General features: G+C 60.3%; 26 protein-coding genes. All 26 read right to left on the bottom strand.

Features of this window, described 5'->3' with window-relative positions; translation table 11 throughout:
- Window positions 1–38 precede the first annotated feature (38 nt).
- Window positions 39–1,178, bottom strand: coding sequence for a flagellar biosynthesis protein FlhB (flhB, locus tag FEE99_RS12510; RefSeq protein ID WP_016771065.1), 1,140 nt, complete (start codon window positions 1,176–1,178; stop codon window positions 39–41).
- Between the two features lie 3 nt (window positions 1,179–1,181).
- Window positions 1,182–1,967: a flagellar biosynthetic protein FliR gene (gene fliR, locus FEE99_RS12505; protein ID WP_016771066.1), complete on the bottom strand. Its 786-nt coding sequence runs from the start codon at window positions 1,965–1,967 to the stop codon at window positions 1,182–1,184.
- A 3-nt stretch (window positions 1,968–1,970) separates the two neighbouring features.
- Window positions 1,971–2,240, bottom strand: coding sequence for a flagellar biosynthesis protein FliQ (fliQ, locus tag FEE99_RS12500; RefSeq protein ID WP_016771067.1), 270 nt, complete (start codon window positions 2,238–2,240; stop codon window positions 1,971–1,973).
- On the bottom strand, window positions 2,237–2,995 hold the full coding sequence (gene fliP / locus FEE99_RS12495) for a flagellar type III secretion system pore protein FliP (RefSeq protein ID WP_016771068.1): 759 nt from the start codon (window positions 2,993–2,995) through the stop codon (window positions 2,237–2,239). The genes fliQ and fliP overlap by 4 nt, the downstream gene beginning before the upstream one ends.
- Window positions 2,995–3,447 carry a flagellar biosynthetic protein FliO gene (gene fliO / locus FEE99_RS12490; RefSeq protein ID WP_041479025.1) on the bottom strand — a complete coding sequence of 151 codons (453 nt, stop codon included), beginning with the start codon at window positions 3,445–3,447 and terminating at the stop codon, window positions 2,995–2,997. Before fliO ends, fliP begins: the two co-directional genes overlap by 1 nt.
- The gene (gene fliN, locus FEE99_RS12485; protein ID WP_143979048.1) at window positions 3,448–3,906 is read right to left on the bottom strand and encodes a flagellar motor switch protein FliN; all 459 of its coding nucleotides are present in this window, start codon (window positions 3,904–3,906) and stop codon (window positions 3,448–3,450) included.
- A 55-nt stretch (window positions 3,907–3,961) separates the two neighbouring features.
- The gene (gene fliM, locus FEE99_RS12480; RefSeq protein ID WP_003222890.1) at window positions 3,962–4,930 is read right to left on the bottom strand and encodes a flagellar motor switch protein FliM; all 969 of its coding nucleotides are present in this window, start codon (window positions 4,928–4,930) and stop codon (window positions 3,962–3,964) included.
- Between the two features lie 9 nt (window positions 4,931–4,939).
- Window positions 4,940–5,443 (bottom strand): flagellar basal body-associated protein FliL, encoded by a 504-nt coding sequence (gene fliL / locus FEE99_RS12475; RefSeq protein WP_016771071.1) that lies wholly within the window; start codon window positions 5,441–5,443, stop codon window positions 4,940–4,942.
- A 207-nt stretch (window positions 5,444–5,650) separates the two neighbouring features.
- Window positions 5,651–7,018, bottom strand: a complete 1,368-nt coding sequence (locus FEE99_RS12470) for a flagellar hook-length control protein FliK (protein WP_041479023.1) — start codon at window positions 7,016–7,018, stop codon at window positions 5,651–5,653.
- Between the two features lie 105 nt (window positions 7,019–7,123).
- Complete coding sequence (locus tag FEE99_RS12465; protein ID WP_041479021.1) at window positions 7,124–7,471, bottom strand: Hpt domain-containing protein; 348 nt, start codon at window positions 7,469–7,471, stop codon at window positions 7,124–7,126.
- A gap of 30 nt (window positions 7,472–7,501) precedes the next feature.
- The gene (locus FEE99_RS12460) at window positions 7,502–9,205 is read right to left on the bottom strand and encodes an ATP-binding SpoIIE family protein phosphatase (RefSeq protein WP_041479019.1); all 1,704 of its coding nucleotides are present in this window, start codon (window positions 9,203–9,205) and stop codon (window positions 7,502–7,504) included.
- 5 nt (window positions 9,206–9,210) lie between these two features.
- Window positions 9,211–9,516 (bottom strand): STAS domain-containing protein, encoded by a 306-nt coding sequence (locus FEE99_RS12455; protein ID WP_016771075.1) that lies wholly within the window; start codon window positions 9,514–9,516, stop codon window positions 9,211–9,213.
- A gap of 163 nt (window positions 9,517–9,679) precedes the next feature.
- Window positions 9,680–10,129, bottom strand: coding sequence for a flagellar export protein FliJ (gene fliJ / locus FEE99_RS12450; protein ID WP_016771076.1), 450 nt, complete (start codon window positions 10,127–10,129; stop codon window positions 9,680–9,682).
- Window positions 10,130–10,135: 6 nt separating this feature from the next.
- Window positions 10,136–11,494, bottom strand: coding sequence for a flagellar protein export ATPase FliI (gene fliI / locus FEE99_RS12445; RefSeq protein WP_016771077.1), 1,359 nt, complete (start codon window positions 11,492–11,494; stop codon window positions 10,136–10,138).
- A complete protein-coding gene (fliH, locus tag FEE99_RS12440) occupies window positions 11,484–12,290 on the bottom strand; it encodes a flagellar assembly protein FliH (protein ID WP_041479018.1) in 807 nt (268 codons plus the stop codon). Before fliH ends, fliI begins: the two co-directional genes overlap by 11 nt.
- Before the next feature lie 4 nt (window positions 12,291–12,294).
- Entirely contained in the window at window positions 12,295–13,314 is a 1,020-nt protein-coding gene (gene fliG / locus FEE99_RS12435; protein ID WP_016771079.1) for a flagellar motor switch protein FliG, read from the bottom strand.
- Window positions 13,307–15,094 (bottom strand): flagellar basal-body MS-ring/collar protein FliF, encoded by a 1,788-nt coding sequence (fliF, locus tag FEE99_RS12430; RefSeq protein WP_041479017.1) that lies wholly within the window; start codon window positions 15,092–15,094, stop codon window positions 13,307–13,309. Before fliF ends, fliG begins: the two co-directional genes overlap by 8 nt.
- Window positions 15,095–15,108: 14 nt before the next feature.
- Complete coding sequence (fliE, locus tag FEE99_RS12425) at window positions 15,109–15,438, bottom strand: flagellar hook-basal body complex protein FliE (protein ID WP_016771081.1); 330 nt, start codon at window positions 15,436–15,438, stop codon at window positions 15,109–15,111.
- Window positions 15,439–15,566: 128 nt separating this feature from the next.
- A complete protein-coding gene (locus FEE99_RS12420; RefSeq protein ID WP_041479016.1) occupies window positions 15,567–16,949 on the bottom strand; it encodes a sigma-54-dependent transcriptional regulator in 1,383 nt (460 codons plus the stop codon).
- Between the two features lie 5 nt (window positions 16,950–16,954).
- Window positions 16,955–18,166 carry a sensor histidine kinase gene (locus FEE99_RS12415; protein ID WP_041479015.1) on the bottom strand — a complete coding sequence of 404 codons (1,212 nt, stop codon included), beginning with the start codon at window positions 18,164–18,166 and terminating at the stop codon, window positions 16,955–16,957.
- Window positions 18,167–18,276: 110 nt separating this feature from the next.
- Window positions 18,277–19,752, bottom strand: coding sequence for a sigma-54 dependent transcriptional regulator (locus FEE99_RS12410; protein WP_041479014.1), 1,476 nt, complete (start codon window positions 19,750–19,752; stop codon window positions 18,277–18,279).
- A gap of 172 nt (window positions 19,753–19,924) precedes the next feature.
- On the bottom strand, window positions 19,925–20,221 hold the full coding sequence (locus FEE99_RS12405; RefSeq protein ID WP_016771085.1) for a hypothetical protein: 297 nt from the start codon (window positions 20,219–20,221) through the stop codon (window positions 19,925–19,927).
- 11 nt (window positions 20,222–20,232) lie between these two features.
- Entirely contained in the window at window positions 20,233–20,631 is a 399-nt protein-coding gene (fliS, locus tag FEE99_RS12400) for a flagellar export chaperone FliS (protein WP_041479013.1), read from the bottom strand.
- A 129-nt stretch (window positions 20,632–20,760) separates the two neighbouring features.
- The gene (gene fliD / locus FEE99_RS12395) at window positions 20,761–22,209 is read right to left on the bottom strand and encodes a flagellar filament capping protein FliD (RefSeq protein ID WP_041479012.1); all 1,449 of its coding nucleotides are present in this window, start codon (window positions 22,207–22,209) and stop codon (window positions 20,761–20,763) included.
- A gap of 82 nt (window positions 22,210–22,291) precedes the next feature.
- Window positions 22,292–22,648, bottom strand: coding sequence for a flagellar protein FlaG (locus FEE99_RS12390; protein ID WP_041479011.1), 357 nt, complete (start codon window positions 22,646–22,648; stop codon window positions 22,292–22,294).
- A 72-nt stretch (window positions 22,649–22,720) separates the two neighbouring features.
- Window positions 22,721–23,581 carry a flagellin domain-containing protein gene (locus tag FEE99_RS12385; RefSeq protein ID WP_016771090.1) on the bottom strand — a complete coding sequence of 287 codons (861 nt, stop codon included), beginning with the start codon at window positions 23,579–23,581 and terminating at the stop codon, window positions 22,721–22,723.
- Window positions 23,582–23,780: the final 199 nt, after the last annotated feature.

Raw genomic sequence — 23,780 nt, 5'->3', positions numbered from 1 at the left:
ACAATCGGGACGGCTTTTTTTTGTTTCGTACAGTTCGGTCAGGAATCCCGACGCAAGTCCGGTGGAATCGGCAGATCATCCTTGAGCGGGTCCGGCCGCTTGCCCTTGCCTGCCTGGTGTTGGCGGATCTGGTAGACGTAGGCTAATACCTGCGCCACCGCCAGATACAGTCCCCCAGGAATTTCCTGCTCAAGCTCAGTTGAGTAATAGATCGAGCGCGCCAGCGCAGGCGACTCGAGCAGCATGACGTTGTTGGCCACTGCGATTTCGCGGATTTTCAGGGCGATGAAGTCGCTGCCCTTGGCCAGCAGCACCGGTGCGCCGCCCTTCTCCGAGTCGTACTTGAGCGCGACCGCGTAGTGGGTCGGGTTGGTGATGACCACGTCGGCTTCGGGAATCGCCGCCATCATCCGTCGCTGGGACATTTCGCGCTGGGTCTGGCGAATGCGTTGCTTGACCTCGGGGCGGCCTTCCTGGTCCTTGTGTTCGTCGCGCACTTCCTGCTTGGTCATCTTGAGCTTCTTCATGCTCTCCCAGATCTGCACCGGCACGTCGACGGCGGCGATGATGATCAGACCGCAGGCCAGCCACAGCGTGCTCCAGCCCACCAGCAAGACGCTGTGAATGATCGCCATATCCAGTGGTTCGTGGGCGATGCGCAGCAAGTCGTCGACGTCGGCGGACAACACCAACAGCGCCACGCCCAAGGTGATCAGAAACTTCGCCAATGCCTTGAGCAGTTCAACCACAGCCTTGAACGAGAACATCCGTTTGAGGCCGGCGGCCGGGTTCATCCGGCTGAATTTGGGTGCCAGCGAACTTGCCGCGAACAGCCAGCCACCAAGGGAGATTGGCCCGATGATGGCGGCGAGCAACAGGGTTATCATCACCGGCTGAATCGCCAGCAAGGCGATCAACCCTGACTCCAACAGAAAACGGCCCATGGCGCCCTGATCCATGACCACTTCGCGGGACAGGGTGAAGTTCAGGCGCATCACGTCCATCATTTCTTGCGCAAGCATGCCGCCGAAAATCAGCAGCGCAGAGGCGCCGGCCATCATCACGGCCAGGGTGTTGAGCTCTTTGGAACGGGCGATTTCACCCTTCTCACGGGAGTCCTTTTTGCGTTTCTCCGTGGGGTCTTCCGTTTTGTCCTGACCGCTTTCGCTCTCTGCCATGACTCAGCGCGCCCGTGCCAGTTCGCGTAGCAACTGCAAGGCCTCGCTGGCCAGCGGTTGATACTGGTTGAGAATGTCCGCAAGACCGACCCAGACGATGAACAGGCCGAGCACCAGGGTCAGCGGAAAACCGATCGAGAAGATGTTCAGTTGCGGCGCGGCGCGGGTCATCACGCCGAAGGCGATGTTGACCACCAACAGTGCGGTGACGGCCGGCAACACCAGCAGCAATGCGGCGCCGAGGACCCAGCCGAGTTTGCCGGCCAGTTCCCAGTAATGCGCAACCATCAAACCGCCGCCGACCGGCAGCGTGGTGAAACTTTCAGTGAGGACTTCGAACACCACCAGATGGCCGTTCATCGACAGGAACAGCAACGTCACCAGCATGGTGAAGAACTGCCCGATCACCGCCACCGAAACGCCGTTGGTAGGGTCGATCATCGAGGCGAAGCCCATACCCATCTGGATCGCGACGATCTGTCCAGCCACGGCAAACGCCTGAAAGAACAGTTGCAGGGAAAAGCCGAGCACGGCGCCAACCAGAATCTGCTCGCCGATCAGCAACAGGCCGCTGAGATCCAGCGGGCTGACGGCGGGCATCGGCGGCAGCGCCGGGGTGATGACCACGGTGATCGCCACGGCGAAATACAGGCGCACGCGACGCGGAATCAGGGTGGTGCCGAACACCGGCATGACCATCAGCATCGACGCCACGCGAAACAGCGGCAACATGAACGACGCCACCCAGGTGCTGATCTGGGTGTCGGTCAGCTGAAGCAACGATTGCATGGCTTAGCCGATGACCATCGGAATGTTTTTGTACAGCTGGATGATGTATTCCATGAACGTCTGCACGATCCACGGACCGCCGATGATCAGGGTCACCAGCATCACCAGAAGACGCGGCAGGAAGCTCAGGGTCTGTTCGTTGATCTGCGTGGCAGCCTGGAACATCGACACCAGCAGGCCGACCAGAAGGCTCGGCACCACCAGGATGGCAACCATCATGGTGGTCAGCCACAGGGCTTCACGAAAGATATCGACCGCGACTTCCGGCGTCATGGCGAAACACCTCCAAAACTGCTGGCCAGAGTACCGATGATCAGCGCCCAGCCATCGACCAGCACGAACAGCATGATCTTGAACGGCAGCGAGATGATCAGCGGCGAGAGCATCATCATACCCATGGCCATCAGCACGCTCGCCACGACGAGGTCGATGATCAGGAACGGAATGAAGATCATGAAGCCGATCTGGAAGGCGGTTTTAAGCTCGGAAGTCACGAACGCCGGCACCAGAATGGTCAGCGGCGCCTGATCCGGGCTGGCAATGTCGGTGCGCTTGGACAAGCGCATGAACAGCTCCAGATCGCTGGTGCGAGTCTGCGCGAGCATGAAGTCCTTGATCGGCACCTGGGCCTTTTCCACCGCTTGCTGGGCGGTGAGGGTTTCAGCCAGATACGGTTGCAGCGCGTCGTTGTTCACCCGGTCGAACACCGGCGCCATGATGAACAGCGTCAGGAACAGCGCCATGCCGGTGAGGATCTGGTTCGACGGCGTCTGTTGCAGGCCGAGGGCCTGACGCAGGATCGAGAAGACGATGATGATCCGCGTGAAGCTGGTCATCAGGATGACCGCCGCTGGAATAAAGCTCAGCGCGGTCATGATCAGCAGGATCTGCAGACTGACCGAATATTCCTGCGCGCCGTCGGCATTGGTGCCCAGCGTGATCGCCGGGATAGACAACGGATCGGCGGCGAACGCCAGCGGCGCGGCCAGCAACAGGACCAGCGTCAAGACGATGCGGAGCGCACCCATTACTTCGTATCCTTTTGGTCCTTGCCAAGAATCTTCAGCAGATGCTGAGCAAATTCCGGCGTCGCTTTTTCACTGGCGGTGGGGACTTCGACCGGCTCTTTGAGCACGTGCAGCGCGGTGATGGTGCCGGGGCTGAGGCCGAGCAGAATCTGCTCGTTGCCGACCTGCACCAGCATCAAGCGGTCACGCGGACCAAGCGCGCGTGAGCCGATCAGCTCGATTACCTGGCCCTTGCCCGCTGGCCCCGCCTGCTGCACGCGGCGCAACAGCCAGGCGAGGAAGAAGATCAAACCCAGCACCAGCAGCAAACCGAACACCAGTTGCGTCAACTGACCGGCCACGCCGCTGTTGACCATTGGCGCAGTGGCGGCAGGCGCGGCATTGGTTGCGCTCGGCTCGGCAGCCAGCACGCTCAACGGCCATGCCAGCAGCACCCAGAGAAACCTTTTCACTCAGCGCAGCTTCTTGATGCGTTCGCTTGGGCTGATCACGTCAGTCAGGCGGATGCCGAATTTCTCGTTGACCACCACTACTTCGCCGTGGGCGATCAAGGTGCCGTTGACCAGCACGTCGAGCGGCTCACCGGCCAGACGATCAAGCTCGATCACCGAACCCTGGTTGAGTTGCAGCAGGTTGCGGATGTTGATGTCGGTACTGCCGACTTCCATCGAGATCGACACCGGGATGTCGAGGATCACGTCCAGGTTCGGACCGTTGAGGGTCACCGGATCATTGTTCTTCGGCACGCTGCCGAACTCTTCCATCGGCAGACGGTTGGAGCTGGAAGTGCCGGCGTCGGCGGCCAGCAGTGCATCGATGTCAGCCTGGCCGGCGTCACCGGTTTCTTCCAGGGCCGCAGCCCATTCATCGGCCAGTGCCTGGTCGTCCTGCGCGTTCATATCGTCGTTCATCATGTGTCCTCGGCGGGCAACAATTCGGTTAAATACGGGGGTGAAAAGCGCCGCCTCAGCGACGCTCGATCGGCTCGATCACCTGCAACGCGAGGTTGCCTTTGTGCGAGCCCATCTTGACCTTGAAGGCCGGCACGCCGTTGGCGCGCATGATCATGTCTTCCGGCATCTCGACCGGGATCACATCCCCCGGTTGCATGTGCAGGATGTCGCGCAGCTTCAACTGGCGGCGGGCCACGGTGGCGCCGATCGGCACGTCGACATCGAGTACGTCCTGGCGCAGCGCGTTGACCCAGCGCTCGTCCTGATCGTCGAGGTCGGACTGGAAACCGGCGTCGAGCATCTCGCGCACTGGCTCGATCATCGAGTACGGCATGGTCACGTGCAGATCGCCGCCACCGCCATCGAGTTCAATGTGGAAGGTGGAGACTACAATCGCTTCGCTCGGGCCGACGATGTTGGCCATGGCCGGGTTTACTTCCGAGTTGATGTACTCGAAATTGACTTCCATGATCGCCTGCCAGGCTTCTTTCAGATCGACGAAAGCCTGCTCGAGCACCATGCGCACTACGCGCAACTCGGTCGGGGTGAACTCACGCCCTTCGATCTTGGCGTGACGGCCGTCACCACCGAAGAAGTTGTCCACCAGCTTGAACACCAGTTTGGCGTCGAGGATGAACAGCGCGGTGCCGCGCAGCGGTTTGATCTTGACCAGGTTGAGGCTGGTCGGCACGTACAGCGAGTGCACGTATTCGCCGAACTTCATCACCTGCACGCCACCGACAGCCACGTCCGCCGAGCGGCGCAGCATGTTGAACATGCTGATGCGGGTGTAGCGGGCAAAGCGCTCGTTGATCATTTCCAGCGTCGGCATGCGTCCACGGACGATGCGATCCTGACTGGTCAGGTCGTAGCTTTTGACACTGCCGGGTTCGGCAGCATTATCGGTCTGTACCAGACCATCATCGACGCCATGCAGCAGCGCATCGATTTCATCCTGGGACAGCAGATCCTGCACGGCCATGTCGTGTTCCTACTGCAGTACGAAATTAGTGAAAAGCAACTGTTCGATGACCACTTTGCCCAGTTCTTTCTGCGCCACTTCCTGAACGCTGGCGGTGGCCTTCTGGCGCAACATCTCCTGGCCGACCGGGGTCGCCAGTGTGGCGAAATCCTGACCGGAGAAGAGCATTACCAGGTTGTTGCGGATAACCGGCATGTGCACTTTGAGCGCGTCCAGATCGGCCTGATTACGCGCCAGCATGGTGATGCTCACCTGCATGTAGCGCTGACGGCCGTTCTGGTTGTAATTGGCAACGAAGGCCGGCGCCATCGGCTCGAAAATCGCCGCCTGCTTGCCGACCGGCGCTGCTTCAGCGGCCTCGGCAGGCTTGCTTTGCGCGCCGTGCATGAAGAACCAGGTCGCCCCGACGGATGCACCAATGGCCACCAGCAACGCCAGCACGATCACGATGATCAGCTTGAGTTTGCCTTTGGTTGCGGGGTCTTTTACTGCTGCAGCTTCGCTCTTCGCCATGCCAATAATCCGTCACTAATCGGGGGTTTCACAGTCGCACGGCAAGGCAAGAGCAAGTGTTATGCCAGAAGTGTCGGAGTACCTGATTGAGGAAATTGCCACAAACACAAAAGCAAAAGATCGCAGCCTTCGGCAGCTCCTACAGTGGCCGGTGTACACCCTGTAGGAGTTGCCGAAGGCTGCGATCTTTTTGGGTCACCGCAACCGTCAGGCGTAGTAGTCGACCGCGCTGGTGCCAATCACGCTGGTAGTCTGCGCCGCCACTTCAGCGACAGTAGCTGGTGCCAATTCCTCATCCGCCGAATCCAAGCGGCCACCCGCAGCGCTGGTCCGGCCACTCTGGCCCTGCTGCGCCTGTTCCTGACCTTGCTGACCCTGCCAGCCACGGTTCTGGTCGGCGACATTGACATCCACCTGGCCCATGCCCTGCTGGTTGAACATGTCGCGCAGGCGGTGCATCTGGCTGTCGAGCGCTTCACGCACGCTCGGGTGCGCGCTCATGAAGGTGACCTGGGTCTGCTGATCGGGAACCATGTTCACGCGGATATCCAGACGCCCAAGCTCCGCCGGCTGCAACTGAATGTCGGCAGCTTTGAGGTTGACGCTGGACAGGTACATGACGCGGTTGACCACTTCTTCGGTCCAGCCGCTCTGGTGCATGGCGATCGGCTGATTCACCGGCAGCGCATTGGCGGTTTTCGGCGTAGCGGCCTGGGTCAGTGCCGCCAGACGGTTGGCGAAGTCATCGACGCGGGTGTCGCTGGTAGCCGATTTCAGATCCTTCAGACCATCGTCGATCAGCCCGCTGAAAGCTTGTTCGCCGCCCTGACTGGTGCTGTCCTTGTCGGCCTGCACGTCGAGCATGCTGGCCATGCCGGCGGCAAAGTTCTGCGCGGCGGTCAATTCACCGTCAGCCTGAGCTTGAGCAGGCGTGGCTTTCGGTTGCGCCTGGCTGGCGGCGGAAATATGCCCGCCCTGCTCCATCGCCATGCGCACGGCCGGCATCGAGTCGAGCGGGTCGGCCGATGGATCGAAATCGCTGTCGGTGGCCGCCGGATCTTTGACCATGCCCGACACGACCGCCAGTGCAGGCGTTTCGGTTTCCGGCTGGGCTGGCGTGGTGACTGTTGGTGCTTGCACCACAGGCGCTGCCACCAACGGCTGAACGACTTGCGCCAAGGCCGGATCAAGGGCCGGGTCTACTGGCGCGGCATCGGCCACAGGGGGATTTACAGTTTCTTTGCTGGCGTCGTCAGTGGCAGTCGGGTCGTCGCTCGCCGCCGCTTTGTCGGCAGGCAACGCTTTGCCGCTATCGGCAACTGCTGGCTGGGGCGCGGCAGATTGATCTTTGCCGATATCCTTTTTGCCGCTGCTGTCAGCGACCTTGTCGCGTGCCGGTTTGACTGCATTGTCAGCGCTCACGGCGGGCTTGACCGGCGCCTGATCGGCGAACACTTTGGCGAAGCTGGAGGCCTTGTCCCCGGCGTCTGCGGCCATTGCCGACGATTTGGCAGCGGCGGCTTGCGCCTTGGCCTGAGCGGCGGTCTGAAGAAGAATGTTGGGGGTCGCAGGCATGACACGGTCTCCGCTGCACTGGGATCGTAGGTACAGTTGAGCAAGTTGACTGCAAGTGCCGGGCCAGTTTGGCCAGACACTTGCGAAAAGCGCCGGACGGCAGCTTCAGTGGATGTGGGCGTGGTGCTTTTCGCTTTCGTACACCGGACGTACTTCGGCGAATTCAGAATGGATATCGGCGACTAGCTGAGCGAGCGCTTCCGGGCTTTTGTCCTTCGCGTTCGACTCCAGGTCCTGGCACAACTCGGCCAGTCGAACCGCGCCCATGTTGCTGGCGCTGCCCTTGAAGCTATGCGCTACATCGGAAAGCGCTTTGGCGCTGGTGCTGTCCTGCAACTCGTGCAGGCGGCTTTGCGAATCTGCCAGAAAAGTCTCCAGCAATTCCGTATAGCCGTCCTCCATCACCTCGCGCAAAGTATCGAGGACTTCGCGATTTACATGTGGGTCTGTCACTTGCTCACTCCTTGATCAAGAATGGGCGGATTATGCCTCAATCTCCCAGAAAAACTCCACGCTGGCACTACGACCTTGGTCCGACCAACTGGCGTTGCGCCCCAGTTGCCGGACCAGACCGATGCCGCGTCCCGACAAGCGGACGTTATCCACGGGCCTTTCCATGACCCGCGCCACATCAAACCCCTTGCCGCTATCCTCGACGCGGATGACCAGCCGCCCACCCTCGCCTTGCGGCTGGACCTGCAAATGCACTCGCACGAAACCGTCTTGCAGCGCCTCCAGCCGCGCCGCGCGCATTTCATAGTAGCGGGCGAAACCTGCCGCATCGCGTTTGAGGCTCGAGTCCAGCCCGAGCACACCATGCTCCAGCCCATTGGAATACAACTCGGCGAGCACGCTGTACAGCGCCCCGCTTTGCGCGCGCAGGCCGTGCACCTCAAGCAGCAACTGCAAGAGGAACGGCAATGGATTGAAGCGCCTGAGCGTGGCGCCGCGAAACTCGAAACTGGCCGACCAGTCCAGCGGGCACGACTGGCCGCTGTCGGAATACACCGGCGCTGCGCCGTGGGCCTGCGCCGACTCGAGCAGACTGACTTCGACCATGCTCACATCATCACGGGCCTGCCCACGAAAATCGCGCAACGCTTGCTCGATATCCTCGAATAACCGATCCGGCTCACGGTTCGCCGCAAACACCTGCTGCAAGCGTTCGACGCCGAACAACTGGTCATTGGCATCGCAGGTATCGATAACCCCGTCCGATAACAGAAACACTCGATCATCGACGGCCATCGGATACACATCCGTACGGTCATCGAAGGCTTGCGCGCTGAGAATCCCCAGGGGCAAATGCCGCGCCGGCAAGGGCACGCGCTCGCCACTGGCCATGCGATGCAAGTAACCGTCGGGCATGCCGCCGTTCCACACCTCCACCGAACGGCTCTGGAAACTCAGACTGAGCAAGGTAGCGCAGCAGAACATGTCCACCGGCAGGATGCGCTTGAGCTTGGCGTTCATCTCGCGCAGGGTTTCGGCCAGGCCATAGCCCTTGGCGGTCATCCCATAAAACACTTCGGCCAGCGGCATCGCCCCCACCGCTGCCGGCAAGCCATGCCCGGTGAAATCGCCGAGCATGACGTGCATGTCACCAGCCGGCGTGTACGCCGCCAGCAACAAGTCACCGTTGAACAGCGCATACGGCGATTGCAGGTAACGGATGTTCGGCGCACTCAGGCACCCGGAATGCGCGACCTTGTCGAACACCGCTTTGGCCACGCGTTGTTCGTTCAGTAGATAGTCATGATGTTTCGCGATCAGATCGCGCTGCTGCAGGACCGTGGCCTGAAGGCGACGCAAGCGATCCATCGCCTTGATTTTGGCGGCAAGGATCACCTGGTTGTACGGCTTCGCCAGAAAATCGTCACCGCCAGCCTCCAGACAACGGGCCAGCGCTTCACTCTCGGTCAGCGAGGTGAGGAAGATGATCGGCACCAACGCTTCACCCGCCAGCGCCTTGATCTGCCGCGCCGCTTCGAAGCCGTCCATCACCGGCATCAGCGCGTCCATCAATACCAGATCAGGCTGCTGTTCTTTGAACGTTTCGACCGCCTCGGCACCATTGGCCGCCGTCAGCACCTGATGACCTTGACGGCGGACAATGGTCGACAGCAGCAGCCGGTCGGCGGCACTGTCTTCGGCGATAAGAATAGTCAGCGGCTCTTGCGCCTGCATGGGCGTCAACTGATGTCGAAGAGTTTGTCGAAGTTGGAAATCGCGAGGATTTTCTTCACATCGGAGCTGCTGTTGACGACGCGGATATCCGACTCGTCGCCACCGGCGTGATCACGCAGCAGAAGCAGCATGCCCAGCGCGGAGCTGTCGAGGTAAGTAGCCTCTTTGAGATCGACCACGATGGATTCGGGTTTGTGTGGGAGCCGCTCATACGACTCGCGAAACTCCTGATGGCGACCGAAATCGAACCGGCCTTTGACGGCGATCGTGAGCTTTTTCTGGTCTGGAGAGACTTCTGTAACGACTGACATTGACTGGCTTCCTTGTCATTGACGAACCTGTACAAGGTTTAGCACCTGGATAGGGTTGGGGCAAGGCTGGAAAAGCAGATCAAAAGATCCCAGCCTTCGGCAGCGCCTACATTTGAAACGCATTCCCCTGTAGGAGCTGCCGAAGGCTGCGATCTTTTGATCTTTAAAAGGCATCACGCCGTGGCAGACGCTGCGACAGTTCATCGAGCAGCTTCTGCTCGCGTTTGTCTTCCAGGCGTTGCGCTTCATCACGATAGCGCTGCACCAGTTTGCGCAGGCCCTCGACGCGGGCGAATGCCTGTTGCCATTCCTCCCGCGCCTTGTCGAGCTTGTTCTGGTGCCAGACCAGGCTCTGCCGCTGCTGGTCGACGGCGGTGTCGAGTTGCGCCAGAAACCCCTGAAAACCCAGCAGCCATTGCCCGGTCACGCCGGTGCTGCCGCGCACGATCCACTGCTGCGAGTAATCCAGACGAAAGGCATTGAGGTCGGCCAGTTTGCTTTCGGCAACTTTGACCTGGCCCTGAAAGTAGGCGAGGCGCTGCACGGCGGCTTTCTCGGCCTTCTCGGCCATGTCCACCACCGGTGCCAGGCGCGCGGCGCGACTGACGGCCATGGCCGGTTACCCGCCCGCCGCAGGGGCGAACAGGGTTTCCAGATAGGCCTGGCTTTCACCCAGATTGATTTTGTCGTTGAGGCCCTGGCGCTGATACCTGACCAACTGCGGTTGCAGGGAAATCGCCAGATCGGTCTCGCGATCGCCACCGGCCACATAGGCACCGACGCTGATCAGATCACGGCTCTGCTGATAGCGCGACCAAAGCTGCTTGAAATACTGCGCGCGCTGCATGTGATCCGGCGAAACCACTGCTGGCATTACCCGGCTGATCGAGGCTTCGATGTCGATCGCCGGATAGTGGCCTTCCTCGGCCAGGCGCCGCGACAGGACGATGTGGCCGTCGAGCACGCCACGCGCCGAGTCGGCAATCGGGTCCTGCTGGTCATCGCCTTCGGACAGTACGGTGTAGAACGCCGTGATCGAACCGCCGCCCTTCTCCGCGTTACCGGCGCGCTCCACCAGTTTCGGCAGTTTGGCGAACACCGAGGGCGGATAGCCCTTGGTTGCTGGCGGTTCGCCGATGGCCAGCGCGATTTCGCGCTGGGCCTGGGCGAAACGGGTCAGCGAGTCCATCAGCAGCAGAACGTTCTTGCCCTTGTCGCGGAAATACTCGGCGATGCGCGTGCAATACATCGCGGCACGCATACGCATCAGCGGTGCATCGTCCGCTGGCGAGGCAACCACTACCGAGCGTTTGAGGCCCTCTTCACCGAGGATGTGCTCGATGAATTCCTTAACTTCGCGGCCACGCTCACCGATCAGGCCGACGACGATGATGTCGGCCTCGGTGAAGCGGGTCATCATGCCCAACAGCACCGATTTACCGACCCCGGTACCGGCGAACAGACCCAGACGCTGGCCACGGCCGACCGTCAGCAAACCGTTGATGCAACGGATGCCGACATCCAGCGGTACGCTGATCGGATCACGGTTGAGCGGGTTGATGGTCGGGCCGTCCATCGGCACCCAGTCTTCGGCCTTCATCCCACCCTTGCCGTCCAGCGCGCGACCGGCGCCGTCGAGGACACGGCCGAGCATGCTCATGCCCATCGGCAAACGGCCGGTATCGGCCAGCGGCACCACGCGCGCGCCCGGGGCAATGCCGGCGACGCTGCCGACCGGCATCAGAAAGACTTTGCTGCCGGAAAAACCCATGACTTCCGCTTCCACCTGAGACGGATGGTAGCTGTCGTCATTGATCACCATGCAGCGGGTGCCCATGGCGGCGCGCAGGCCTTCGGCTTCGAGGGTCAGGCCAACCATGCGCAGCAGCCGACCTTCAAGGATCGGCGCGCCGGCAATCTCGGTGGCCTCGGCGTAGGTGCTCAGGCGCTTGGCGAAGCTGGTGCGTTCAAGGCGCATCGCTGGCGTCCGCGCGCGGCTCGTCAGAGTCGACAGCCGCTGGGGTGTCTTCGGGAATGTCCAGACTCAAGTCAGGCGCTGCCGGATGCAGAGCCTGCTCATGCAATTGGTCGAACAGTTTGGCCATGACCTGGGTCACCCGCGATTCGACGCTGGCGTCGATGCGGCTGTGCTCGGTTTCAACCCGGCAGCCGCCCGGCAACAGCGACTCGTCTTCAACGATGCGCCAGGTTTCTTCGTGGCGTTCGCGCAGGGCTTTGACCTGGGCGAAATCCTGCGGATTAACGTACAGGCGCACGTTTTCCACGCCCAGCGGCAACAGCTTGAGGGCATCGCGCATGACGTGTTCGATCTGTGTCGAGTCGATGGCCAGTTCGCGCTTGATCACTTGTTTGGTGATGTGCTGCACGAGGTCGACCAGCGACTTTTCAATCTGGGTGTCTTGCTCGGCGATCGGTTCGAACAGGTTGGCCATCAGCAGCTCAAGGCTGGCGATTTTCGCCGCCAGCGCTGTTTCAGCCTCCTGACGCACCTTCAGCGTGGTGCTGTGAAAACCTTCCTTTTCACCAATGGCGAAGCCCTCGTTGTAAGCCTCCTGACGGATGCTTTCGAGTTCTTCCAGGGTCAGTGGCTGGACTTCTTCCAGCGGCACTTCTTCCATTTCGGGCGGTTCGGGCTCCGGCTCCGGCTCGGGTTCCGGTTTCGGCGGGTCGAAGCTGGGCAGCGCCCAGGATTCGAAACCACGAACATCGCGGGCGCGGATCAGATCTGTCACAGACTCGTCAGGCTTATCCATGGGCTTAGATCATTTCCTCGCCGCCCTTGCCACCCAGCACGATCTCGCCGGCTTCGGCCATGCGACGGGCAATGGTGAGGATTTCCTTCTGCGCGGTTTCGACATCGCTGACGCGCACCGGGCCTTTCGCCTCGAGGTCGTCGCGCAACAGTTCGGCGGCACGCTTGGACATGTTCTTGAAGATCTTTTCCTTGACGCCCTCGTCCGAGCCTTTGAGGGCCAGCACCAGCACATCGGAAGAGACTTCGCGCAACAGCGCCTGAATGCCACGGTCGTCGACGTCGGCAAGGTTGTTGAACACGAACATGAGGTCTTCGATCTGACCAGACAGGTCTTCGTCGACTTCGCGGATCGAGTCCATGAGCTGGCCTTCGATCGAGCTGTCGAGGAAGTTCATGATGTCGGCCGCACGCTTGATGCCACCCAGGGTGGTGCGCGAGGCGTTCGAGTTGCCGGAGAACTGTTTCTCGAGAATCTGGTTGAGTTCTTTCAAGGCGGCCGGTTGCACGGTGTTCAACGACGAGACGCGCAGGATGATGTCCAGACGCACTTTGTGGTCGAAGTTGCCGAGCACTTCACCGGCCTGATCCGGGTCGAGGTACGCGACCACGATCGCCTGAATCTGCGGGTGTTCGTAACGGATGACGTCAGCGACTGCGCGCGGCTCCATCCATTTCAGGCTGTCGAGGCCACTGGTGTTGCCACCGAGCAGGATGCGGTCGATCAGGCCGTTGGCCTTGTCTTCGCCCAGGGCCTGGGTGAGCATCTTGCGTACGTAGTCGTCGGAACCGACGCCGAGGCTGGTCTGATCGCCGACGATGTCGACGAACTCGCTCATCACCTGCTCGACCTGTTCGCGATGGACGTTGCCCATCTGCGCCATGGCCACGCCGACGCGCTGAACCTCTTTGGGTCCCATATGGCGCAACACTTGCGCAGCATCGGTCGAACCCAGGGACAGCAGCAGAATCGCGGCTTTGTCGACCTTGGTCAGTTTGACGGTGGCGGCTCGGTTATCACTCATCTGCGTTAATCCACTCTTTCACGACCTGAGCCACGCGACCCGGGTCTTCAGCTACCAGACTCTTGATTGCATTCAGTTGTGCGTCATAACCCTCGCTCGGGCTCGGCAACAGAATGCTCTGCGGACCACCGAGGCTCACGCGGTCGTTGGCCAGTTCGCCGTCCAGGCCGCCCATGCCACCGAGTTCCACGTCGCTGCCCAGACCGGCCAGCTCCTTGCCTTTGCCACCGCCGGTGATGTTGTTGAGCACCGGACGCAGCACACCAAACACCAGTACGAGGATGAACAGCACACCCAGCACTTGTTTGACGATGTCCCAGAACCATGGCTGGGAGTAGAACGGAATATCGGCAATCACTTCGCCGCGCTCGGCGGAGAACGGCATGTTGATCACGCTGACGCTGTCGCCACGGCTGGCGTCGAAACCGACCGCGTCCTGCACCAGACGGGTGAAGCGCGCCAATTCGTCGGCGCTCCACGGCGCACGGCTGGTTTCGCCGTTGGCCGGGTTGATCTTGACCTGATCGTCGACCACCACCGACACCGACAGGCGATTGAGACGGCCCTGCTGCTGCTTGGTGTGGCTGATCGAACGGTCGAGTTCGAAGTTCTTGGTCGATTGTTGACGCTTGTCGGCCGGGTACGGCGCGAGCATCGGCTGGCCGGTGGCCGGGTCCATGATCTGCTGGCCGTTGGCATCAACCAGTGGCTGACCTGGCTGAATCATTCCGGCCGGTGCGGCGGTGCCACCGGTGGTCTGCGGCGCCGAGGCAGGCGACGGCGGCTGGTTGCTCAGGGCACCCGGCACACCTTGCGGACCATTGCTGGCGGTGCGTTGTTCATTGACCGACTGCTCGCTGCGCAACGCCGGTTGGTCCGGGTTGAACTGCTCGGCGGTCGATTCGACGGCACTGAAATCGACGTCGGCGGAGACTTCAGCCTTGTAGCGATCGTTGCCCAGTACCGGTTGCAGAATGTTGTGCACGCGCTGGGTGAGCATGCTTTCCATGCGGCGGCTGTAATCGAACTGCTTGCCGGCCATGGTCATTTCCGAGTTCTCCGCCTGATCGGAGAGCAGGTTGCCCTTCTGATCGACGACGGTGATCTGCGATTTGCTCAACTCGGGCACGGAAGTCGCCACCAGGTTGATGATCGCCACCACCTGACCCGGCTCCAGCGAACGCCCGCTGTACAGCTCGACCAGTACCGAAGCGCTCGGCTTGCGCTCGTCACGGACGAACACCGAGCTCTTCGGAATGGCCAGGTGCACGCGAGCACCCTTTACGTTGTTCAAACTGGAGATGGTCCGCGCCAGTTCGCCTTCGAGGCCGCGACGATAACGGGTCGCTTCCATGAACTGGCTGGTGCCCAGACCCTGTTCCTTGTCGAGGATTTCGAAACCGATGTTGCCGTCGCTGGGAGTGACACCAGCGGCAGCGAGTTTCATCCGCGCACGGGACAGGTCGTCGGCCTTGACCAGCAAGGCGCCGGAATTGGGTTCTACGTTGTAGGGAATGTCAGCGGCGGCCAGGGTTTCCATGACCTGCTTGGCGTCCATGCCGGCAAGGCTGCCGTACAGTGGACGGTAATCCGGCTGCTGCGACCACAGCACCACGGCAAAGCCAATCGCCACGCTCGCCGCCAGACCGACCAACAGGCCGACCTGACGCAGCACGGTCATCTGGGAAAGGTTTTCCAGAAAGGACAGGCCGAACAGCGGCGGTTTGCCGTCGATCGGGGTGGCCTTGGCCGGAACGTTATCAGCGACTGCTTCTGCCATGACTTATTTCGCCCTTAAACCGGCATCTGCATGATGTCTTGGTAAGCCTGGACCAGCTTGTTGCGCACCTGGGTCAGAGCCTGGAACGACACGCTGGCTTTCTGCGACGCGATCATCACGTCGGTCAGGTCGACACCGCTCTTGCCGATCTCGAAAGCATTGGCCAGTTGAGTCGACGCCTGCTGGGTATCGCTGACTTTATTGATCGCCTGACCGAGCATGTCGGAAAAGCTGCTGCCCGCGATTTCAGGGACAGCGGCAGTCGATTTACGCGCAGACATGGCATCCACTTTCATGGCCTGCATGTCCATCATCAACCGATTAAATTCAATACCTTGGCTCATGGTCTACTCTCTTGGGCGGCCCGCAATTTTTTGACACTCACTCGGCGGGTACACAGGTATTAGCAACAAGGGTGCCAGCTCATGGGCACCCTCGCGAGAAATGCATCTGGAATGTTTTGCCGCATTCGTCAGGTGGCGAACAGATAACCTTCGACGTCCATCCCGGCATCGCGCATTTGCGCCAGCTTGTAGCGCAAGGTGCGCGGGCTGATGCCGAGTTTTTCGGCGGCTTCCTTGCGGCGGCCACGCTCGGCGCGCAGGGTATCGATGATCATTTGAAACTCCCGGCGGCGCAGGTCATCGCCCAGGGCGCCGGAGGAATCCGCCTCGATTTCCACCTCGCGGTTTACCGATGCCGCGACCGGCAATGGCGCAAATGTCACCGCACCGTTCAGGCAGAAATCCTGCGGCTGAATCAAACCGCCCTGCTGCAGAATCAACGCGCGCTGAATGGCGTTGTCCAGCTCCCGCACGTTGCCCGGCCACGGGTACGCGGTCAGGCAAGCTTGAGCTTCGGGGGACAGCTTGGCTGCTGCGTGCTTCATTTTATTGACGTGTTTGGCCAACAATTTTTCCGCCAGCGGCAGGATATCGGCAGTGCGCTCGCGAAGTGGACGCCAGGCCAGGGGAAAAACCGACAAGCGGTAAAAAAGGTCTTCGCGAAAACGCCCCGCCGCCACTTCGCCGGCCAGATCACGGTTGGTCGTGGCGACCACGCGAATGTCCAGACTGATTGGCTTGCGCGCGCCCACTCGCTCCACTTCCCGCTCTTGCAGGACGCGCAGCAACTTGGCTTGCAGGCCCAGGGGCATTTCGGAAATTTCATCGAGCAGAATGGTGCCGCCGTCCGCCTGCTCGAACTTGCCGGCCTGCGAGGCTATAGCGCCGGTGAACGAGCCCTTCTCATGGCCGAACAGTGTTGCTTCGAGCATGTTGTCGGGAATCGCCGCGCAGTTGATTGCGATAAATGGCTGGCTCGCCCGCCGCGATTGCTGGTGAATGTAGCGCGCCAGCACTTCTTTACCGGTGCCGGACTCGCCGGAGATGAGGACAGTCGAATCACTGCGCGCAACCCGTGCGGCCAACTCAAGCAACTGCGCACTGGCCGGTTCAACGGCGACGGGGCCTTCCGCTTCGCCAGCATCAATGCAGCCCAGCGCATGCCGCGCCACCAGATCGAGCAATGCCTTGGGCTCAAACGGCTTGACCAGATAATCCGCCGCGCCTTGGCGCATCGCATCGACCGCACGCTCGACGGCGCCGTGGGCGGTCATCAATAGCACCGGCAATTGCGGCTGGCGTGCGCGCAGCAACGCGAGCAATTGGTGGCCGTCCATGCCCGGCATGTTGACGTCGCTGACCACCAGGCTGAAAGCTTGCTGCGCGACGGCCGTCAGCGCTTCTTCGGCGCTACCGACGGCTTGATAGTCGTGGCCGGCGAGCAGCAGCGTATCGGCCAGCGCCTCGCGCAACGAACGGTCATCCTCGACCAGCAACACCTTGATGCCCATGACGTTTATTCAACTCCTTGTGCAGCGGAAAACAGCGGCAGACTGACCTGCGCGCAAGTGCCGCGCCCGGCTCGCGAACGCAGGGTCAATTCTCCCTGATGCGCACGGGCCACCGCTTTGACCACGGTCAGGCCGAGGCCGGTGCCGGTGGCTTTGGTAGTAAAAAAAGGCTCGCCGAGGCGCGCCAAAACTGTCGGCTCAATGCCGCTGCCGCTGTCGCTGACACACAGACGCAGGGTGTTGCCTCTGGTGTAGCAATGCACTTTCAGGCGCGCTTCGCCAGCGCTGGCCTGAATGGCGTTTTCAATCAGATTCAGCAGCGCGCCGACCAGCGTGTCGCGGTTGCACAGCAGCTCACCGGCATGGCTGTCGCACTGCCAGCGGATCGGCAGATCCTGCACATGGGTCAACGCCGCTGCCTGCAGCGATTGCATCAAGGCATTGGGCGTAATGCGGTCGGTCAGCGGCAATTCACCGCGAGCGAACACCAGCATGTCGCGCACTTGATGTTCGAGTTCGTGCAGACGCTCTTTCAGGCGGCCGGCAAAGCGTTGCTGGGTTTCCACTGGCAGTTGCTGTTCAGTCAAATGACTGGCGTAGAGCAAAGCGGCGGACAGCGGCGTGCGAATCTGATGAGCCAAGGACGCGACCATCCGACCCAGCGAGGACAAACGCTCGTGCCGTGCCAGTTGATCCTGCAAGCGCCGGGTTTCTGTCAAGTCGTTGAGCAGCACCAACTGCCCCGGCTCGGCATCCAGCGAGCGGGTGGAAATCGACAGGCGTCGACCGTTTTTCAAGGAGATTTCATGACCGTCGTCTTCACGCGGGGCGAAGCAGCGTGCAATCACATGGCGCCAGAGTTCGCCTTCGAGTGGCGAGCCGAGCAGATCGATGGCGGCCGGGTTGGCTTCGCGCACAAGACCGTGGCCGTCAATGACGATCACACCGCCGGGCAACAGGTCGAGGAGGTTTTGCAGGCGATTGGCCAAGCGTTCTTTTTCCGCCAGTTCCTGCATGCGCTGGGCGCTGACCACGGCCAGCTCACCCTTGAGCTCGGTGACCCGCGCTTCGAGCAGGCTGTAGGAGTCGGTCAGCTGGCTCGACATCTGGTTGAACAGCTGGAAGGCCTGCTCAAGTCCCTGACGACTTGCCTGCTCTACGGACGAGGGTTGCCCCACGATATTGGAGGCAGAAGAGATCTGGGCGGCTTGGGGCATTGGGCTCTCTCGCTTGGCTGACCGTCAGTGAAACGGAACGTTGCGAGGGCTATAGCAATACCCGTGCCTAAAAAAAACCGCTTATAATTGAAGCGCTTGAAAAACAGGCGTCAATCATCCGCCTGTTCATCTCCTCCAGCACGGCTCATGCCGTACTTGCGCATCTTCTCGACCAGGGTGGTGCGACGGATGCGCAGCCGCTCAGCGGCGCGGGCAACAATGCCATTGGCGTCGTCCAGCGCTTGCTGAATCAGGCCCTGCTCCAGGCCCCCGAGGTAGTCTTTGAGGTCGAGACCTTCCGGCGGCAGCAGTGCATTGGCGCTGAAGTCCGGCGTATGGCCGTTGATGGCCACGCGTTCTTCCAGATCGCTGCGCAGGCTGTCGACCATCTGCTCGTCTTCGTCGTCGACGTAGCGGAATTTCTTCGGCAACTCGACCACGCCAATCACCCCGTACGGGTGCATGATCGCCATGCGCTCGACCAGGTTGGCGAGTTCGCGGACGTTGCCCGGCCAGCCGTGACGGCACAGCGACATGATCGCCGCCGAGTTGAAACGGATCGAACCGCGCTTCTCGTGCTCCATGCGCGAGATCAGTTCGTTCATCAGCAGCGGGATGTCTTCGACGCGCTCACGCAGCGGCGCCATCTCGATCGGGAACACGTTCAGGCGATAGTAGAGATCTTCGCGGAACGAGCCGATCTCGATCATGCTTTCGAGATTCTTGTGCGTTGCGGCAATGATGCGCACGTCGACGCTCTGGGTCTTGTTGCTGCCCACGCGTTCGAAGGTGCGCTCTTGCAATACGCGCAGCAGCTTGACCTGCATCGGCAGCGGCATGTCGCCGATTTCGTCGAGGAACAGCGTGCCGCCGTTGGCCAGCTCAAAGCGCCCGGCACGGCTGGTGATCGCGCCAGTGAAAGCGCCCTTCTCGTGGCCGAACAGTTCGCTTTCGAGCAGCTCTGCAGGGATCGCCCCGCAATTGACCGGAACGAACGGCGCGTCGCGGCGTTTGGAGTGGTAGTGCAGGTTGCGCGCGACCACTTCCTTGCCGGTGCCGGACTCGCCGAGGATCAGCACGCTGGCGTCGGTGTCGGCCACTTGCTGCATCATCTGCCGGACGTGCTGAATCGCACGGCTGGTGCCGACAAGACTGCGGAAAAGATTGGGTTCGCGATGACGGCCGCGCTCGCGGGCTTGGTCGTACATTTCGCGATAGACCTGGGCGCGATGCAGCGAATCGAGCAATTTGCTGTAGCTGGGCGGCATTTCCAGGGTCGACAGCACGCGGCGACGCTGGTCTTCAGGCAGGTCAACGGAAGAATTATCGCCCATTAACAAAACCGGAAGGAACTCATCCCAGGTTGCGAGTGTCTTTAGCAAGCCCAAAAGCGCGCCAGGAGCATTAACGGTCCCGATCAGTACGCAAATGACTTCACGACTAGACGACAAAGAGCCGACTGCCTGCTGCCAGTCATGGCTGCCGCAGGGTAAATTTTCTTCGCCAAGAAAATTTAGAATCACCGCCAGGTCGCGGCGGCGGACGCTATCGTCATCGATCAGCAGAATTTTGGTTTCACGCCACATGCAATAGCAACTTCCCTAGTCAACTCAATGCCCGAAAAATGGGGCAAGCGAGACGCTTGCAGGACACCTTGTGCCTGTAGACGCCCTAAACCTGATAATAGCCACTAGTTAAGTCAAAAAACCGTGCACAGTCAAATTTATGGCGCACATCTCTGGTTCAACTGACGGTTAATCAACCAAACAGATGGTAAACCTTTGCAGCCTTTTGCGCTTGGGTGATCTGCGACATCTCGTTGGCTATCGCCTGCCGCTCGCCCATTGCCACCTCGAGAAGCTCTTTGTAGACGAATAGCAGCTCTTCAAGGTTATCGCGTAACGCAACTTCATCCAGCGAAGCTTCCGCCATGACGTCTTCCATGCAGGAACGGCAAGCCAGATCCAGCTCGCCGATGGCTTCCCAGTTTCGTTCGGCCAATGCTCCGACCAACGCTTCACGGGTATCGGCAATTCGCTGCAATACAAGACTCATGGTGATCTCCTTCAGAACTGCGGAGCCGGCACGGGCGCGATGGCGTCCCAACCTTCTTTGACCGTGGTCAGCAGGCCGGCGACTTCGTCGAGTACACGGGGATCGCTGCTGATGTTCGCCTCGGCGAGGCGCTTCATCATGTAGATGTACAGGCCATCCAGATCGGCCAGTGCCTCTGCATTGTTTTCAAGGTCGAGACCTTCACGCAGGCCACTGACAATGCCGATGGCCTTGCTGATCGCCGTGCACTTGCCGGGAATATCCTTGCGCTCAATGGCGCCCTTGGCCTGCGCAATCCGGGCCAGGCCACCTTCCATCAACATTTGCACCAGGCGGTGCGGGCTCGCTTCGGACGTCTGCGCATGGGCGCCGACTTTCTGGTACTGCCGAAGGGCTAACATCGGGTTCATGTTCTACCTCATTGCCACGTTGACTCGTATAACCAGTGTATCGCCAACCGGCCCGAAAACTTTAGATCAAAAGACAAAAACCCGGCGCACGCCGATAAAGCGTAGCCGGGTTTTTGTCGTTACTGACTGTTACTTCGCTGACTGCTGAGCGTTCAGCGAGCTGAAGAACGACGTGATGTTGCTCGCCGTTGCCTTCATCTGCCCTACCAGCAAGTCCATGGCGTTGTACTTGGCGGTCAATGTCGACGTCAGGTTGGCAACCCGCAGATCCAGCGCCGCCTGCTGCTTCTGCAAGCCGCTCGTCAGACTCGCCAGGTTGGAGCTGCGCTGATCCAGCAGCCCACCGGTCTTGACGTACGGATCAACCGCCGCAGTCATACGCGCCAACAGACCATTCTTGGCATCGGTGCCGCTGAAGAGCTGCTGAACCTGGCCAGCCATGCCCGGGATTTCCATACGCTTGTTGAACACTGCAGTATCGAGCGTCAGCAAACCGGTTTTACTGTCAGTCAACACACCCATCTGTGAAAGCACGGACAATTGGCCTGCTCCGCCCGCCCCTGGATCTGTCAACTGAGCGCGCACGTCCGCCATCAACGAACGCGGCAGAGCGTCACCAGTGAACGCCGCCGAAACGGTCAGATTGCCATCGGCATCCGGCGTTGCCTTGGACAAGGTGTCGATGGTTTTCTTCAGGGTGTTATAGGAATCGATGAACGATTGCAGCGATGTCTGGATGCCGGCGGTATTGGTCGCAACCGATACAGTAGCCGGCGTTGGCACGCCGCCCACGACGGGACTCGCAGTGACCAGATTCAGCGTCATGCCGCTGATCGCACCGGTAACGGTGTTGGTCTTGCTGGTAACGGCCAGTCCGTCGATGGTCAGGCTAGCGTCCTTGGCCACATCACCGACCGCACCGGATGCCCCTGCCGCAGGACTGTCACCCATCTTCTGGGTGCCATCGATCTCGAGACCGGCGATACCGCTGACCTGCAGGTCCATGCCGGCGCCCGTCTTGTTGGAGCTCAGTACCAGACGCGAGGCGCCGGTACTGTCAGTCACGATGTTCGCGGAAATGCCATTGCTGGACTGCGCGGTGTTGATCGCATCGCGCGTGGACTGCAAGGTGGCATTGGCCGGAATCGCGACATTGTAATCAATGCCATTCTGACTGATTTTCAGAGTACCACTCGGAATGGCACTGGCGGCCCCGCCGGCAAAGGCGGCACTGGCAACTTTCGAGCCGGTGGCCAGGTTTTTCACGACTACGCTGTAAGTACCCGGCACGGCGGTTTTATCCGAAGTGGCACCGACGACAGTTGGCGCATCCGAGGTTGCAGTAAAACCGGCAAACGCCGGGCTTGTTGCCTTGTTCAGATCACCCATCGCTTTCTGATAGGCCGCCAATGCACTTTTCAGCGAACCAACGCCGGAAATCTTCAGGCTGTTGCTTTTGGTCGCGGTATCGATCTGCGTCTGCTTGGCAGACTTGTCGGCGTTGACCAGCGCGGTCACGATCGCGCCGATGTCCAGGCCGGAACCCAGTCCGGAACCCGGTAAAATTGGACTTGCCATGTGCATCTCCCTTCAGATTGCTGCCATTCTTTTGACCGTTACACGCGTCCTGAGAACGAACAAACACTATTCATGCCATTTATCAGACCTTGGCGTCGAACAATACATGACTTGCATTGGCGAGGCTGTCGGCCAGTTTGAGGGCTTCGGCGGAAGGAATCTGTCGAACGACTTCACCCGTCTCGCTCGCGATCACCTTGACGATGACCTTGCCGGAATGCTCGTCAATCGAGAACTCCAGATTACGCTTGATCGACTGGACGAACTTTTCGATCTCTTGCACCGCCAGCTTCAACTTGGCGCCGTCCGAATCCTGATCCTTGGCAGCGACCGGTGCTTCAGTCTTTTGGACTTTAGGCAGCTCTGACGGTTTGTCAGCAACCGGTGTCACTGGCTTGGGAGCCGGATAAGACACGTTAAGCTTTACGCTCATGTCCATGCCCATCACCTCTTAACGTAAAAAAGCGAGAGAGCACGACAAGCGCACTCCCCCGCTTAAACTTGTTCCGGATTACTGAAGCAGCTTCAGTACAGCGGAAGGCAGTTGGTTGGCTTGAGCCAGTACGGAGGTCGAAGCTTGCTGCAGAGTCTGCTGCTTGGTCAGGTTAGCAGTTTCTGCGGCGAAGTCGGTGTCCTGTACACGACCCTGAGCAGCGGTGGTGTTTTCAGTGATGTTCTGCAGGTTGGAGATGGTGCTGGTCAGACGGTTTTGCGAAGCACCCAGGCTGGCACGGGTTGCACCGATTGCAGCGATAGCGGCGTCGATTGCAGTGATCGCGTTGTCGATGTTCTGCGAAGCAGAACCAGCACCAGTACCCGAAGTACCGGTCAGAACTACAGTACCGCTACCTACCGACAGGCTGACGGCGTCGAACTTGGAGCTCAGTACCAGGTCGATGTGGTTAGCCGAACCGGTGTTTGCGCCAACTTGCAGGGTCACAGTACCAGCCGAACCGTCCAGCAGGTTTTTGCCGTTCAGGTTGGTAGCAGCCGAGATACGGGTGATTTCGTCAGACATCTGAGCGAATTCAGCGTTGGTAGCGGTCTGGTCAGCGGTGCCGTTGGTACCGTTACGAGCTTTAACAGCCAGTTCACGCATACGCTGCAGGATATCGGTCGAAGCTTGCAGAGCGCCTTCAGCGGTCTGGGCAACGGAGATACCGTCGTTGGCGTTCTGGATGGCCTGGGTGTTACCGCGGATCTGCGAGGACATACGGTTGGAGATCTGCAGGCCAGCGGCGTCGTCTTTGGCGCTGTTGATTTTCAGGCCGGAAGACAGGCGCTGCATCGAGGTGGACAGAGCGTCGGAAGCGCGGTTCAGGTTTTTCTGAACGTTCAACGATGTGGTGTTGGTGTTTACTGTTAAAGCCATGACGAATTCCTCGTTGGTTGGGTACTGCGGCTTCCGGCCCTGGCAACCGCCGGGTATGGCCTAGAGAACCTTCGTAATAGTTATCGTCGGGTTTGCAGGTTGCTTGAGGGCTTTTTGAAAAAATTTTGCCATCACCACGCCACCCCCGAGAAAACAAAGACTTAGCAGCACATCCAGCGCGAAAAAATGACGTCATAAA

It is taken from the genome of Pseudomonas sp. ef1 (assembly GCF_007293365.2).
GTDB lineage: Bacteria > Pseudomonadota > Gammaproteobacteria > Pseudomonadales > Pseudomonadaceae > Aquipseudomonas > Aquipseudomonas siliginis.
This window is presented reverse-complemented; position numbering and strand designations above follow the sequence as displayed.

Excerpts from the sequence above, each read along its gene's own strand:
- flhB (WP_016771065.1), bottom strand. The coding sequence starts at position 1,178 with ATGGCAGAGAGCGAAAGCGGTCAGGACAAAACGGAAGACCCCACGGAG.
- fliR (WP_016771066.1), bottom strand. The coding sequence starts at position 1,967 with ATGCAATCGTTGCTTCAGCTGACCGACACCCAGATCAGCACCTGGGTG.
- fliQ (WP_016771067.1), bottom strand. The coding sequence starts at position 2,240 with ATGACGCCGGAAGTCGCGGTCGATATCTTTCGTGAAGCCCTGTGGCTG.
- fliP (WP_016771068.1), bottom strand. The coding sequence starts at position 2,995 with ATGGGTGCGCTCCGCATCGTCTTGACGCTGGTCCTGTTGCTGGCCGCG.
- fliN (WP_143979048.1), bottom strand. The coding sequence starts at position 3,906 with ATGAACGACGATATGAACGCGCAGGACGACCAGGCACTGGCCGATGAA.
- fliM (WP_003222890.1), bottom strand. The coding sequence starts at position 4,930 with ATGGCCGTGCAGGATCTGCTGTCCCAGGATGAAATCGATGCGCTGCTG.
- fliL (WP_016771071.1), bottom strand. The coding sequence starts at position 5,443 with ATGGCGAAGAGCGAAGCTGCAGCAGTAAAAGACCCCGCAACCAAAGGC.
- FEE99_RS12470 (WP_041479023.1), bottom strand. The coding sequence starts at position 7,018 with ATGCCTGCGACCCCCAACATTCTTCTTCAGACCGCCGCTCAGGCCAAG.
- FEE99_RS12460 (WP_041479019.1), bottom strand. The coding sequence starts at position 9,205 with ATGCAGGCGCAAGAGCCGCTGACTATTCTTATCGCCGAAGACAGTGCC.
- FEE99_RS12455 (WP_016771075.1), bottom strand. The coding sequence starts at position 9,516 with ATGTCAGTCGTTACAGAAGTCTCTCCAGACCAGAAAAAGCTCACGATC.
- fliJ (WP_016771076.1), bottom strand. The coding sequence starts at position 10,129 with ATGGCCGTCAGTCGCGCCGCGCGCCTGGCACCGGTGGTGGACATGGCC.
- fliI (WP_016771077.1), bottom strand. The coding sequence starts at position 11,494 with ATGCGCCTTGAACGCACCAGCTTCGCCAAGCGCCTGAGCACCTACGCC.
- fliH (WP_041479018.1), bottom strand. The coding sequence starts at position 12,290 with ATGGATAAGCCTGACGAGTCTGTGACAGATCTGATCCGCGCCCGCGAT.
- fliG (WP_016771079.1), bottom strand. The coding sequence starts at position 13,314 with ATGAGTGATAACCGAGCCGCCACCGTCAAACTGACCAAGGTCGACAAA.
- fliF (WP_041479017.1), bottom strand. The coding sequence starts at position 15,094 with ATGGCAGAAGCAGTCGCTGATAACGTTCCGGCCAAGGCCACCCCGATC.
- fliE (WP_016771081.1), bottom strand. The coding sequence starts at position 15,438 with ATGAGCCAAGGTATTGAATTTAATCGGTTGATGATGGACATGCAGGCC.
- FEE99_RS12420 (WP_041479016.1), bottom strand. The coding sequence starts at position 16,949 with ATGGGCATCAAGGTGTTGCTGGTCGAGGATGACCGTTCGTTGCGCGAG.
- FEE99_RS12415 (WP_041479015.1), bottom strand. The coding sequence starts at position 18,166 with ATGCCCCAAGCCGCCCAGATCTCTTCTGCCTCCAATATCGTGGGGCAA.
- FEE99_RS12410 (WP_041479014.1), bottom strand. The coding sequence starts at position 19,752 with ATGTGGCGTGAAACCAAAATTCTGCTGATCGATGACGATAGCGTCCGC.
- FEE99_RS12405 (WP_016771085.1), bottom strand. The coding sequence starts at position 20,221 with ATGAGTCTTGTATTGCAGCGAATTGCCGATACCCGTGAAGCGTTGGTC.
- fliS (WP_041479013.1), bottom strand. The coding sequence starts at position 20,631 with ATGAACCCGATGTTAGCCCTTCGGCAGTACCAGAAAGTCGGCGCCCAT.
- fliD (WP_041479012.1), bottom strand. The coding sequence starts at position 22,209 with ATGGCAAGTCCAATTTTACCGGGTTCCGGACTGGGTTCCGGCCTGGAC.
- FEE99_RS12390 (WP_041479011.1), bottom strand. The coding sequence starts at position 22,648 with ATGGACATGAGCGTAAAGCTTAACGTGTCTTATCCGGCTCCCAAGCCA.
- FEE99_RS12385 (WP_016771090.1), bottom strand. The coding sequence starts at position 23,581 with ATGGCTTTAACAGTAAACACCAACACCACATCGTTGAACGTTCAGAAA.